The following is a 14,010-nucleotide window of genomic DNA, read 5'->3' as shown; positions in this document are numbered from 1 at the left end:
CGTGATCAGACACTGTCGGCGTGTCACGACCCGCTACGACCAGATCGCGGCCAATTACCAACTCGCGTCAATACGGCTGTGGCTGCGCGTTAATGATGAGTCCACGGCCTAGACCGCCGAACCATAGAGATCATAAGCGTCGGCACGCTCGACCTTGACGGTAACGATGTCACCGGCGCGCAACGGGCGGCGCGACTGGATGTGGACGGAGCCGTCGATCTCCGGCGCGTCATACTTGGTGCGGCCCTTGGCCGAGGTGCCCTGCGCCTCGTCTATCAGCACCGGCAGGCGCTTGCCGACCTTCCTGGCCAATTGCGTTGCCGAAATCTTCTGCTGACGCTGCATGAAGCGGTGCCAGCGCGCTTCCTTAATCTCCTGCGGCACCTGCCCGAGCCCGAGGTCGTTGGAGCGGGCGCCCCTGACCGGCTCGTATTTGAAGCAGCCGGCGCGATCGATCTTGGCTTCATCCAGCCAATCGAGCAGCATCTCGAAATCGTCATCCGTTTCACCGGGGAAGCCGACGATGAAGGTCGAGCGGATGGCGAGGTCCGGGCACACGTCGCGCCAGCCGCGGATGCGCTCGAGCGTCTTTTCGCCATGGGCGGGTCGGCGCATGTTCTTCAGCACCTGCGGGGAGGCGTGCTGGAAAGGGATATCCAGATAGGGGAGGATCTTTCCATCGGCCATCAGCGGGATGACGTCGGCGACATGCGGGTAGGGGTAGACATAGTGCATGCGCACCCAGATGCCGAGCTTGCCCAACTCCTCGGAGAGATCGAGGAATTTCGCGCGCACTTCGCGGTCGCCGAACATGGACGTCTGGTATTTGATGTCGATGCCGTAGGCGCTGGTATCCTGCGAGATGACGAGCAGTTCCTTGACGCCGGCCTTGGCCAGTTTTTCGGCTTCGCGCAGCACATCGGCCGCCGGTCGCGAGACGAGATCGCCGCGCAGAGCCGGAATGATGCAGAAGGTGCAACGGTTGTTGCAGCCTTCCGAAATCTTCAAATAGGCGTAGTGGCGCGGCGTCAGCTTGATGCCCTGCGGCGGCAGGAGGTCCATGTAGGGATCGTGCGATGGAGGGGCCGCCTCATGCACCGCGGCCATCACGCTCTCATAGGCCTGCGGACCGGTAATGGCGAGAACGTTGGGATGCTTCTCGCGGATCACGTCGGGTTCGGCACCGAGGCAGCCGGTGACGATGACCCGGCCGTTTTCCGAGAGCGCGGAGCCGATCGCGTTGAGCGACTCGTCGCGGGCGGAATCAAGGAAACCGCAGGTGTTGACCACAACGAGATCGGCGCCGTCATGCTTGCGGGCGATCTCATAGCCCTCGGCCCGCAGACGCGTGATGATGCGCTCGGAATCGACAAGGGCTTTGGGACATCCGAGACTGACGAAGCTGACGCGCGGGGCGGACATGAGCGGTTTTCCAATGGACGCGAACCGGAAACACCGATCCGGCCGGCAGTCTCAACATATAACGGTTTGCGTGGCTCCTAGCAGGAGCTCAATTCGGGCGGCGCAATAGCACGGCTTGCACAATCAGGCAAACCGGGCCCGGCTTGCGTCAATGCCCGCTTGACCCGAACCATGGTGACAGGAAGGCGAAATGATCGGGGAATTGCTGTACGGCACCGTCGAGCAGCATCTTGACCGCAACGTAGAGGATGATGACCAGGCCGATATAGGCGATCCAGCGGTATTTGTGCAGCAGGCGCGCGACGAACGACGCGGCAAAGCCCATCAAGGCGATCGACAGCGCCAGCCCGACGATCAGCACCGTCGGATGGTTCATGGCCGCGCCGGCCACGGCCAAAACATTGTCGAGCGACATCGAGACGTCGGCGATGACGATCTGCCAGGCGGCCTGCGAAAAGGTCTTGCCTGGCCTCTTGCCGGCGATGACCCCATCCTTGTCGAAGTCGTCGTTGGACAACGCTTCGGTGGCGTCGCGCTCATCGTCGTGGTTGACCCACAATTCGCGCCACATCTTCCAGCAAACCCACAGCAAAAGCAGGCCGCCACCGATAAGCAGCATCGGACCAATGGTCAGCAGCCATTGCGTGATCAGGGCGAAGAAAATGCGAAGAACGGTGGCTGCCGCGATGCCGACGAGAATGGCTCGCTGGCGTTGGCTGGCCGGCAGGCCGGCAGCGGCGAGGCCGATGACGATGGCATTGTCGCCCGCGAGCGCAAGGTCGATGGCGATGACCTGAAGGAGAGCCGAAAAGCCCGCGGCGGTTAATATTTCCATCGATCTGGAAGCCCTTCGTCGAGTGTTCGTCGGCGATCGTCCGAACGGGCCTAATGACATGGTCCGCTGACGTCAAGTCGCCGTGCCGGACAGCGCTGAAAACCATTTTCGCGGCAACGGAATGACAGGAGATACTCAGCAATCGCCGGCGGCAAACCAAATGCCGGCGTACGCCCGCGAAAACCTAATCGTAGAGGTTGTATTTTGCCCAGTCGGCTTCCGGGATCTCATCGCCGATCCGGTAGCGTAGTTGCAGCACTTGCATATGGTCCGGTCCCGTCTGGCATTTGAATTTCAGCCGGTACCACTGTCCCTTGCTGCGGAACGCCGCACCGGGGCTCCGGATCGCATCGGCGCTCATCTCTGGCGTTGCAAAGGCGTATGCGACGACACGATCAGCCTTGAACTTGCGATCATCGTGAGTGATCCGGTCCAGTATCTCGGCATCGCAACGCTGCTCGAGACGTGTCTGCGGGTCAAGTTTCATCAGCCCGGCACGCAAAGCGCTGTCCATCGCACTGGCCGGAAAAGCCATCGTCAAGGACGCAAAGGCCATCATGCAGAGTGTCTTCATGGGCGGGACAAGCAGCATATTTTGTCTGAACAATCAACCAACAGGGGCTGTTCATGCTCAGCAAAGGCCCTGTTCAGGCGCCCGGCGCAATCAAAATCTCGTGTCGGGCCTCATCGTGCGGAACCTGCGGCCAGCGCACCAGCGAGGCGCGGCCGACATCCGTGAGATCGTAGAGACCGCGCTCGACTCTTGCGAACCAGCCATAGACGTTGTGCCGCAGAATCTTCGGCGCGATTGGCGTCAAGGTTTTCAGATCGCGCGGCCGTTTGGGTCCGTCCGCAAGCGCGGCGGCACAAATGAGGGCGCTTTGCCGATAGGCGGTCATGATCGGATTGCGCGATGCTCCGCCAACGGCAGGATCGCCGCGGCGGCGCTGATGCTCGTCGACAAGGCGAGAGCGCCGTCGCGCATTCTTGCGCGGTGCCAGGGCGATCGGACTGAGAAGCACTTCGACCCGATCATTGGCGGTTACGCCGAGCAATCCGAAGCCGAGTCCACGGCACAGGTTGCGGAACCTGGCATCGCTCTCGCGTCCTTTTCCCCGAGCCGACAAGCGCGCCGCCAGCCACACTTCATCGCAGGCAGGCGCACGGTCTACGCCCTGCAGGACCAGTTCGAGATTGAACTGCAGCTTCAGCTCGCAGATGACGACGATCGGCGGCTCTCCCTCGCGCAGCGCGACGATATCGCAGCCGCCGATTTCCCCTTTCACGACGAAGTCGAGGTTTTCCAGGAACCGCTTCACCGGCGCGTAAAGTGAGGTTTCGTTCATGCGGCAAGGTCTAGCCGATTCGACGTGAAAAGCCTCCCGGGCGAAATGGTGTACCACATGACCAGCCCTGGGCTGGGATTCCGCAGGGGTGCGGCAGGGCTCAGGAATGGATTTTCGCCAGGAAAGCCAGCAGCGCGCGGTTGAACCGTTCGGGACGCTGCAAGGGTGCGAAATGACTGACGTCAGGCAGCATGACCAGTTCCGATGCCGGTATGCTGCGGGCCAAGTGGGCGGCGTGCTCGTCCTTGATAAACTCGTCTTGCTCGCTTTGCACGACCGCCACGGGCACCCTGATTTCTCCCAGTTCGGCGAGGCCATAATTGGGTTCGGTCTTCATCATCAGGCCGACGGCTTCGACAAATTCATCGAATTGACCTGGCGTGGCGGACAGCTCGGCATAGTCCTTTTTGTGTCGGCTAAAACACCGCTCAATGACCGGACTGGCCTTGAATTCCTTCGTGCCGCTGGGATCCATATTGCAGCCAAAGAAGAACACACCCGCGATGCGATCGGCGGCCTTCATGCCAAGGATCAAGGCCACGCAGGCGCCGTCGCTCCAACCCACCGCGATAGCCTTGTCCAATCGCAGGCGGTCCATTACCGCCAGGACATCCGAGGCCATCAGTTCGTATTTGTATGGCCGTCCATCGCGGGTGCTGCGCCCATGGCCGCGGCTGTCGATGGTGACGACCAGATAGCCGTGCTTGACCAATGCAGGGACCTGAAATCCCCAATTGCCGCTATGACCGAGACCGCCATGCAACAAGATCACGGGAAAGCCGGTTCCAAACGTGGCGTACCAGATTTTTGCACCCTCGTGCTCCACCTGGCCTTCGTCCGCCGCGTCCGGCAAAGGAGCGGCGCCGTGAGCTTCGAATTTCGTCAGGTCGTCGTCGCGATAATCCATGCCGAAACAGCCTCGTGGCAAACCTGCGGGCCCCCACGTTTATTGCCGGGACACGCCAACGCCAACCCACGAGGGGATTTCTGCTGCCATCAGGCGACACGATAGGGGAGATTGTGTTGCCTAGCGGACGATATCGACCGCACCTGTCGCCGCCTGATCCTGGCTGGTTCGCGCCGGCTGGAGCGCTTCGATATCAGGCACTGCCCGATTCGATCGTTTTGCGCGCGGCAGCAGCGGATAGCCGATCTGTCCGAAGTAGCTGGAGGGGACTGGATCGTCGACGCCATACTTCTCGGGCACCCTGTTTCCCGTCGCATTGTAGGTGCCGAACACCACGTCGAGGAAAGGCAACTGTCCGGCGAAGTTCTTGTCATAGGCTTCGCGCTGGTTGGCATGATGCCAGCGATGGAACTGCGGGCTGGCGATGAGCCACTTCAAGGGTCCGAACGGAATCCGCAAGTTCGAATGAACAAGCAGCGTGTGCCAGAAGTAGATGACGGAAAAAACCGCGATCGAGGCTTCCGAGAATCCGAGAAAAAAGATCGGCGTCAGCGAAATTGCCTTCGTCACCATGGCGTCCACCGGATGAGAGTGAAATGCGCCGAGCCAGTCCAGTTCCTCAATGCCGTGATGAACCGCATGGAACTTCCACAGTGCGGGGATTTCATGGAACGCGCGGTGTGCCCAGTAGACGCCTATATCGGTAATCAGGATGATTTCGGCGACCTGCAGCCAGATGGGCTGGCCGCCGACCGCGCGCGATACCGATCGCGGGACCAGCATGGCAGCGGCTTCGAGCGTGTTGGCCGCGATCAGGATGATTACTCCCTTCACGATGAGGCCGTTCAACAGCACATAGATCAGGTCGACACCCAGGCCCTTGCGCAGGATCTTCTGCGGGCGCTCGGCAAACAGATGCTCGAACGGAATGAAGATCAGCGCGCAGATCAACAGTCCCTTGATGCCAAAGATATCCATTCGACCGCTTGTCGCCTTGCCCCTGGCCAGCGCCACCCGCGCTTCAGCTTCCGAACAGAACCACATTTCTCCTTTCCAAAGGCTTGATGCCGGCCGCTTGTGTCATGCTCCTGGCTGTCACGTGACAAACGCACCCGCTGTCACATCCGTGTCGCGATCTGGCGGTAGTTGTTTCGACGCGCGCTTGTCGAACGCAGCGCAACGCGCGTCCTCCCAGGACTAACCCCTCCGGTCCCTGCCGGTGGGGTTTTTCGTTTCAGAGCCATATTGCCGGTGACGAGTTGTCCCTGCTATTGTGGCACACGGTCAGCACAGGGACGCATCATGAACGCAAGTGAAATGAGTGCGATCGGCGACACCCTCATGAGGCTCGTCACGCCCGACATGTCTCCCAAGCAGCTTGTCAAAGCCGCCCAGAAGGCGCACCCCAACGCCTCCAAGAAGGATATTGCCAGAGCAGCCTTCTTCACGATCATCGCAAACGCCGATCAGGACGTCGGCAAGGCCAAGAACCTGCAGGCATTTGCCATCGCGGAGCGCACGCAGCAGTCCGACTGACCGACCGACTAAGGTAAATGCCCTTGTGTCTGGTTCGAGGTTGAAAAGGTCATCCTTGATCAGCATCGAACGTCCCCCAGGATTGCGTGGGCTTGGGCAGATAGCCGCCCTTGCTCGCCGCCGAAACAATGCTTCAGCTTCCGGGTCTTTTTATTGCGCTCTCGCCTCAACCCTCTCAAGGCATTGAGCAGGAATGTCAGGCCACGTAGCCTTGGCGCATTCGGTGGCCGTAACGGCCACGACGGGCTCGCCTAGCACACTGGCCGCTTGCGTGGCGGTCGATCCCATAAGGAACGTTTGCGTCAAGAGGGCCGAGAAGGCGGCGACCTGGATCAGCACGGCGGCAAAGGCGATTTTCTTGAGCATGCGAGAGAACGCGGTGGATGGCTGCCGGTTCCGTGGGTGGACAGCTCTTGCCAAATCTCAGCCAATAGGAACATATTCCGTTCGCGGCAATTTTCTCAATTCTGAGGCCGCATCAGGTCGAAGAACCATCGCCGACGCCATTCGCAGCCGTGGGACGGTCTACGTCATTTGCGGGCATCCCATGTGCGTGTCATCGGTTATGGCAAGACCTGAAAAACACCCTAAACGTATTGATTTTATTGACCTGTGGCGGAGGGAGTGACTGTCACTTTATTTATGCTAACACATTGAACTTAACGCATAATTCTTTATAGATATCGGATCAATACCCCGAAAAATACCCCGCGACATTGTACGGCCGATCAACCCGTAGGCGCCTGCCTGGGAAGTTCCGATCGAGTGGGGTACGAACTACTGCTCCAGTATCTCGTGCGGCCAATCCTGCATTCGTTCCAGCGAGCAAACGCGCGTACGGAACTCCCACAATCGGCCCCCCAAGCGGGCTTCGGACAGTTCTACAATTGACCATCGGCTGGGGTTCCTGGAAGCTTTTCGAACTTTCTGTCTTGCGGCTCCCGTCGAGATGCGCGCGCTACTGAAGGAAGTCGGGGTGTCTGGATCCGCTGTGGTGCAACCTTGATCCAAGCATCTATTGGGGTTCGAGTCGGTAGAGCGCTACCGCCTTTCCCCCCTCAGAAGACTTGCAGTATTTTCTACGGTGTTGGGCGTGATGGACCTGTCTTGGTGCTGAAAAGACCGGTGGTTTGCAACGACCGGTGGGGGAGCAGGAAAGTCTGACCCGAAGCCGACGAACGTTTCCACGACGCGAATGACAGCTTCGCAACACAGGTCGGCCATAGAGGCAAACTCGTCTCTGCCTGGAAGCAGACATCACGGATAACAAATGCTGCAGGTCCCACTTCGCCCAGAAGCCCGCTGTCGAAGGGACTCTATAAACGGGACAAGGCGGGAAGGTATGCTGGCTTGTCAACCAAAAGTCGGCAAGAAGTTCACCAGTCGCAATTGTACCCATGCGTGTTCTAAATACGGTGCGAGGTCGCGCAGAGGCGCGGCCAAGCCGGACAGTACCAGCCGGGATTGGCGGGAACCTTCGTCAGGGACGCTGCTTTGGATGGTGTCCTGGCGGTCGCCGGAAAGACATGTCACGCTACTAATTGTATGTCGACGACAACGGCGAGGTCTTTCTCGACGACGAAGGATCTGAGTGCGCCAATTTCGAAGCTGTCACTTCGTGCTTAACCTGGCCGTAGTCAAGCGTCTGCTGGCAACGGATGTCGATCGCCATGTCCGGGGCTGGGAAAAGGCGAGTGGCCATGCTCCAGTCTGGATCGAACTGTTTGAGCCAAGCCGATCCGAACCCCAAAACGCCGACGGCCTCGTTCCAAAGGCATGTTGAATGGGAAACGATCCATCCGACTTGGAAAGGTCGTGGAGGTCCGGGCAGCTCTATCTACCCAAGCGAATCTCCAGTCCAACGCTATCCAAAGGCAGCAATTCGGAGTCGTCCTAAAGTCCCCTGACCTACGTTGGCTATTCGCCCGGCGCGCGCTCAAGCGCGGAACCTTCCGGCCTGTATGACTTTCAGTCAATTGTATTCGAGCGGCGACTGCTTACCGCCACGAAGATAAAGATCTTCTCTGCGGTACATCTGATACAACCTTGGGTAGACAAATACGAAGTCATTTTTTGTGTAATCTTATTGCAAATATATTATCGTGCCAAGATTTGCCAATTCAGGCAAATCGGGAGATCAAAAAAATGGCTACTTCCTGCCTGGAGTAAATGTGTGGCTAGATTGCAACAAAAAAGATCCAGATAACGTATAATTGAAGAATTCGCCGGCCTGTTCCGTTGCAATTTCCATCCATACGGATAGGCATGGCTGCGGGAGGGCTTTCAATGGCTTATACGTCGGGTTCAGAAGTCGCGTTCACTCGTGGCATTGTTCAACTGTGTCCAAGGCGTCGCCGGCTGCTCCTTCTGGGCACGGCGCTGGGCTCGACACTCATAGCGTTCTCTGCTTCTCCATCCTTCGCGGGGAGTTGCACGCAGGCACTTTCACCGACCCCGATCACCGTCACAGGTGCGGCGACACCGATCTCCTGCACCAACACCGCTGCCCGTACGGCAACCGTGGCCGGCGACAACGCGATCGGTATTGTGACGACGGGCAGCGGCAACACCGTCGACATCACCAACAGTGGCCTGCTGACGACAAATCCGACCTCGCTCATTCCTGGTCCAAGCTTCTCGCAATCGAAAGGCGCTCGCGGCATCTATGCCGGCACCAACGGCATCGGCGCCGACATCACCATCAACAACACCGGTACGATCAATTCTTACAGCGACAGCATCAAGGCGGTCAGCGCCGCCACGAGCGGCCCTGTGTCGAGCAGCGACACGCATATCAGCATCACCAATTCGGGCAATTTGACCGCAGGCCCCAATGCCGAGGGCATTTTCGCCAACGCCAGCTATGGCTCCAACAATGCCGTGACGATCGACAACAGCGGCGCCATCCAGACCGGCGCCAGCGCCTCGATGAACGGCACCTCCTCCGGCATCTTCGCCGATGTCGACGGCGACAATGGCAAGGTCAACGTAACCAACAACGGCGCGATCAGCACGACAGGCGCCAGCGCCGCCGGCATCTCGGCGATCGCCAGCTACTATCATGGCGACAACAGCAGCATCGTCATCAACAACAAGTCAGGTGGCACGATCACCACCACCGGCGTCAGCGCCTATGGCATCTTCGCGCAGGCTGGCAGCATCGCACCAACCAACTCCCCGCCGAACCCCGACAATGGCGGCACCGTCAAGATCACCAATGCCTCCACCGTCAGCGCCGGCTACATGGGCATTGCCGGCTTCACTTATGGCACTGGCGGCAACATCACCATCGACAACAAGGGCAACGTCACCTCTGGCACTGGCGGCGCTGACGGTTCCGATGGCATCAAGGCGTCGTCCAACAGCGGCAACTCGACGATCACCATAACCAACGCCGGCAATATCGATACCACCAGCGGCGGCGACAAGTCGGTCGGGATCGAGGCCGTCAACGGCCCTGGATTCACCGGCTCCAACCTGAACATCTCCGTCACCAACTCGGGCAACATCACGACGGCCGCGGAATCGGTCGGCATCAAGGCCGCCTCGACCGGCGCCAACGGCGTGGTGACGGTCGACAACAGCGGCGCCATCCAGACCGGCGCCAGCGTTTCGACCATCGGTGGCTCGACCGGCATCTTCGCCGATGCCGATGGCGACAACACCAAGGTCAGCGTCACCAACAGCGGCGCCATCACCACGATCGGCACCAGCGCGGCCGGCATCTCGGCGATCGCCAATTACTACAATGGCAACAATGGCAGCGTTGTCGTCAACAACAGGGCCGGCGGCACGATCACCACGACCGGCAACGATGCCTATGGCGTCTTCGCGCAGGCCGGCAGCATCGCGCCGAGCAACAACATTCCTAACCCCAACAACGGCGGGACGGTCAAGATCACCAACGCCGCTACCGTCAGCGCCGGCTACATCGGCGTCGCCGGCTTTACCTATGGCACCGGCGGCAACATCACCATCGACAACAAGGGTAATGTCACCTCCGGCACCGGCGGCGCCGGTGGTTCCGACGGCATCAAGGCATCGGCCAACAGCGGTGACTCGACGATCACCATCACCAACACCGGCAACATCGATACCACCAGCGGTGGCGACAAGTCGGTCGGCATCGAAGCCGTCAACGGCCCGGGGTTCGACGACACCGGCCTAGTCATCTCCGTCACCAATTCAGGCGACATCACGACGGCCGCGGAATCGGCGGGCATCAAGGCCGCCTCGACCGGCGCCAATGGCATCGTCACGGTCGACAACAGCGGTGCCATCCAGACCGGGGCCAGCGTTACCACCAATGGCGGCTCGACCGGTATCTTCGCCGATGTCAACGGCGACAACAGCCTGGTGAAAGTCACCAACAGTGGGGCGATCACGACCAGCGGCACCACTGCGGCGGGCATTTCGGCGATCGCAAACTACTATGGCGTCAGCAGCGGCAATGTCATCGTCCCCACCAACAATGGCAGTGTCGTCGTCAACAACAAGGCCGGCGGCGACATCACCACTACGGGCAGCGACGCCTTTGGCATCTTCGCCCAGGCCGGCAGCGTCAACCCACAGAACCAGAGCCCCAACGCCGACAATGGCGGCACCGTCACCGTCACCAATGCGGCGACCATCAATTCCGGCGGCAAAGGCATCGGCGCCTATACCTACGGTTCGAACGGCACGGTCACTGTCACCAACAGCGGCGATATCAATTCGACAAATGAGGAAGGCATCTACGCCAAATCGAATGGCGACAACAGCAACGTCATCGTCACCAATTCAGGATCCGTCAACGCCTATGGCGGCGTGGCGGGACTTGCCGCCTATACAAGTGGCGCCGACAGCAACATCGTTATCACCAACAACAAGAATTCCAACCTCTATGGTGTCGGCTTCGGCGTGATTGCCGAGACGACCGGCGCGGCGAGCATCATCACTGTCACCACTGACGGTGAAGTGTATGGCGAGCTCGGGGGCATCAAGGTCAATTCGACCGGTGGCGCGACTGTCAATGTCGGCACGACAGGCTATGTCGGCGCTGATAACTACCTCGCCATCAAATCGACGATCGGAACGGTCGAGATCAACGACAATGGCGTAATTGCCGGCAGGGTCGAGTTGAGCGACGCCGGCAACGTCATGAATATTGATGACAAGGGCACCTTCCGGGCGTTTACCAACAGCACTTTCGGCGCCGGCAACGACACGCTCAACAATGCCGGCATCGTCAATGCGTCGGGCAGCTATTTCGGTTCATCACCGAACACGGTTACCCTTTCCGGCCTCGAAAACTTCGTCAATGGCAGCCTCGGGTCTGGCCCTGGCCTGACGACGATGATCGATGGCGTGGTCGGCGACAGCCTGACCACCAGCGGCAACTTCACCGGCCAGGGCAATTCGAAACTCGGTGTCGACGCCAACTTCTCGAACAACACAGCGGACACGCTGACGATCGGCGGCAATTCCTATGGCCACACCAATCTTGTGGTGAACGTCACCGCTATCGCTCCCGGTGTCCCTACCGCAGTCTTCATTCCGGTCGTCACCGTCACCGGCACGACATCGGACAGCAATTTCGATGTCCCTGCTCCGGTCAATGCAGGCCTCTTCGCCTATGACCTCTTCCTGCAAGGCCAGACGCATGGCCTGCGCTATGTCGGTCTCGGCAACGCAGCCTTCGAACTGCCGGCCGGCATCACCGGCGCGCAGAATGTCTGGCAGGACACGACCGGCTTCTGGCAGGACCGCATGGCCGATCTGCGCACGGAGGCGGCCGGCACGCACAATGCCGACATGCCTGAGGAAAACCTGAAAACGCGCATGGGCGGCATCTGGGCCCGCGCCTCGGGCAACTGGTCGAGCCAGGACGGCGACACCAGCTACACCGATCCGATCTCGCAGCAGACAGAGACGCTCAATCTCGATCGCAGGCAGCGCACTGGCGCCTTCCTTGGCGGCATCGATATGGGCCTGGAAGGTGTGGCCGGCGGCGACATGCTGTTCGGCGTCATGGCCGGCTACGTCACCTCGAAGCTCGACTTCAAGGCGACGGACGACAGCTGGGACTACAAGGGCGGCACGGTCGGCGCCTATGCCACTTATCTGAACGGCGGCTTTTACCTCGACGGCCTCGTCAAGGCGGACTTCCTCAACGTCGACATCAACGACGACCAGGGCCGTGTCAGCGACAAGACGAGCACCAATGCCACCAACATCGGCGTGCGTCTTGACACCGGCTACCGCGTCGCCACGAGTTGGGGCTTCGTCGAACCGCAGGCCAGCCTGGAATGGGTCCACACCACCATGGACTCGCTTTCGATCTTCGGCGGCGACGTCGACTTCCAGAACGGCAGCAGCGGCCGTGCCAGGATTGGCGTGCGCATCGGCACCGACATGCAGATGAAGGGCATGACCGTCAGCCCCGACCTGACGCTCAGCATATGGAACCATTTCGGCAGCGACAACGCCGTCAACATCGACTTCCCCGGCAACGCCTTCTCGGCCACCGACAGCGCCGGCAACGGCACAACAGGTGAAATCGGTGTCGGCGTGAATGTGGCGAGCGCCAGCAACTGGTCCGGCGTGCTGCGCGGCAGCGTGCGCTTCGGCGACCACTATAGCGCCGGTTCCATCGGCGCGGCCATCCGTTACGGCTGGTAGTCCGGCGGATTGCATTGAAATTCTTGCGCCGGCCCTCGTGGCCGGCGTAGTCATGAATGGGTCTATCCAGGGAGTAAGCGTGAGCACATCCAGGGCCACCGACGAAGCCGCGGCAAAGCCGGCGGAATCAACACCCGCCGGACCGGCCGAGCAACAGACGAACGTCTCGTTGTCGCGCGGCTTCATCGGCTGGATGGAAACGGCGCAATGTTCCCTCGCCTTCACCTCCTACCAGACCGGACAACTGTTCCTGGTCGGCCTGACCGGCGACAAGAAGGCATCGATCCACCAGACCAGCTTCACCAGGGCGATGGGGGTGACCGTTGCCGGGCAGCGCATCGTGCTCGCCTCCGACACCGCAATCTGGCGGCTCGAAAACATCCTTGGAACTGATCAGGTCGCCAACAACGTCTACGACCGCATGTATATGCCGCGCGCCGCCTCTTACACCGGCGACCTCGACATCCATGAACTGGCGGTGCGCGAAGACGGGCAGATCGTCTTCATCAACACCAAATTCTCATGCCTGGCGACGCTGAGCCCGACCCACTCCTTCCGGCCGCTGTGGAAGCCTTCCTTCATCAGCAAGCTGGTGCCGGAGGATCGCTGCCATCTCAACGGCCTGGCCATGCAGAATGGCCGCGCCCGCTATGTCAGCGCCATCAGCCGCTCGGACTCGGTCGGCGGCTGGCGCGACCGCCGCTGGGAAGGCGGCATGATCATCGACATCAGCGAGGACAACGTGGTGGTCGACGATCTGTCGATGCCGCATTCGCCGCGCGTCCATGACGGCGCGCTGTGGGTGCTCGATTCCGGCCGCGGCTTTCTTGTCCGCATCGACCCCAAAACCTGGGAAAGGCAGAACATCGCCTTCTGCCCCGGCTTCCTGCGTGGCCTGAGCTTCCATGGCCGCTTTGCCATCGTCACCACCTCGCTGCCGCGCGACGGCCTATTCAAGGACCTGCCGCTGCAGGCCAACCTTTCGGCGCGAGACGCCGAGCCGCGCTGCGCGCTCTACATCGTCGACCTGCACACCGGCGGCATCGCCGAGTGGATCGAACTCAAGGGACACATTACCGAGCTGTTCGATGTCGCCGTCATTCCAGGCTGCCGCTGCCCGTCATCGGTCCCGCTCAACAGTCCCAACATGGCGTCGCTGATCACTATCGACAGTGAAGGTTGAGCGAATTTTTTGCCGACCCCTGACCATCGCTTGCACTGACCGTCGCGGGTTGGTCTGCCACAATCATAAGATGACCCTACAAGGAGGTTGCGCAAGTCCTTACCAACCGCAACATCTAACC

Annotated in this window: 9 protein-coding genes and 1 pseudogene; 4 read left to right on the top strand and 6 right to left on the bottom strand. The window is 60.3% G+C overall.

Annotated features, from left to right (window positions below; genetic code table 11):
* Window positions 1–4: 4 nt before the first annotated feature.
* Window positions 5–112, top strand: a pseudogene (locus LB556_RS01215) (IS5/IS1182 family transposase); the annotation flags it as partial.
* Here LB556_RS01215 and rimO read toward each other — a convergent pair.
* The 6 genes from rimO to LB556_RS01185 form a co-directional block, all read right to left on the bottom strand.
* Entirely contained in the window at window positions 109–1,422 is a 1,314-nt protein-coding gene (rimO, locus tag LB556_RS01210) for a 30S ribosomal protein S12 methylthiotransferase RimO (RefSeq protein ID WP_224562279.1), read from the bottom strand. The pseudogene LB556_RS01215 and the gene rimO overlap by 4 nt on opposite strands.
* 148 nt (window positions 1,423–1,570) lie before the next feature.
* Window positions 1,571–2,257: a TerC family protein gene (locus LB556_RS01205; protein ID WP_224562277.1), complete on the bottom strand. Its 687-nt coding sequence runs from the start codon at window positions 2,255–2,257 to the stop codon at window positions 1,571–1,573.
* A gap of 184 nt (window positions 2,258–2,441) precedes the next feature.
* Window positions 2,442–2,849: a DUF930 domain-containing protein gene (locus LB556_RS01200; protein WP_224562275.1), complete on the bottom strand. Its 408-nt coding sequence runs from the start codon at window positions 2,847–2,849 to the stop codon at window positions 2,442–2,444.
* Between the two features lie 55 nt (window positions 2,850–2,904).
* Window positions 2,905–3,603, bottom strand: a complete 699-nt coding sequence (locus LB556_RS01195) for a DUF2161 domain-containing phosphodiesterase (RefSeq protein WP_224562274.1) — start codon at window positions 3,601–3,603, stop codon at window positions 2,905–2,907.
* 100 nt (window positions 3,604–3,703) lie between these two features.
* Window positions 3,704–4,510 (bottom strand): alpha/beta fold hydrolase, encoded by an 807-nt coding sequence (locus LB556_RS01190; protein ID WP_224562273.1) that lies wholly within the window; start codon window positions 4,508–4,510, stop codon window positions 3,704–3,706.
* A 120-nt stretch (window positions 4,511–4,630) separates the two neighbouring features.
* On the bottom strand, window positions 4,631–5,488 hold the full coding sequence (locus LB556_RS01185) for a sterol desaturase family protein (protein ID WP_411908557.1): 858 nt from the start codon (window positions 5,486–5,488) through the stop codon (window positions 4,631–4,633).
* Window positions 5,489–5,812: 324 nt separating this feature from the next.
* Here LB556_RS01185 and LB556_RS01180 point away from each other — a divergent pair, with 324 nt between their 5' ends.
* The 3 genes from LB556_RS01180 to LB556_RS01170 all read left to right on the top strand — a co-directional run bounded on the left by LB556_RS01180 (window position 5,813) and on the right by LB556_RS01170 (window position 13,889).
* A complete protein-coding gene (locus LB556_RS01180; RefSeq protein ID WP_224562271.1) occupies window positions 5,813–6,046 on the top strand; it encodes a hypothetical protein in 234 nt (77 codons plus the stop codon).
* Window positions 6,047–8,332: 2,286 nt separating this feature from the next.
* The gene (locus tag LB556_RS01175; RefSeq protein ID WP_224562269.1) at window positions 8,333–12,706 is read left to right on the top strand and encodes a beta strand repeat-containing protein; all 4,374 of its coding nucleotides are present in this window, start codon (window positions 8,333–8,335) and stop codon (window positions 12,704–12,706) included.
* A gap of 79 nt (window positions 12,707–12,785) precedes the next feature.
* Window positions 12,786–13,889 carry a TIGR03032 family protein gene (locus tag LB556_RS01170; protein WP_224562267.1) on the top strand — a complete coding sequence of 368 codons (1,104 nt, stop codon included), beginning with the start codon at window positions 12,786–12,788 and terminating at the stop codon, window positions 13,887–13,889.
* The last annotated feature ends 121 nt before the right edge of the window (window positions 13,890–14,010 follow it).

This window comes from Mesorhizobium sp. ES1-4 (assembly GCF_020164745.1).
Classification (GTDB): Bacteria; Pseudomonadota; Alphaproteobacteria; order Rhizobiales; family Rhizobiaceae; genus Mesorhizobium.
Note: the sequence above shows the minus strand (reverse complement) of the source record. Positions and strands in the feature narration are given on the sequence as shown.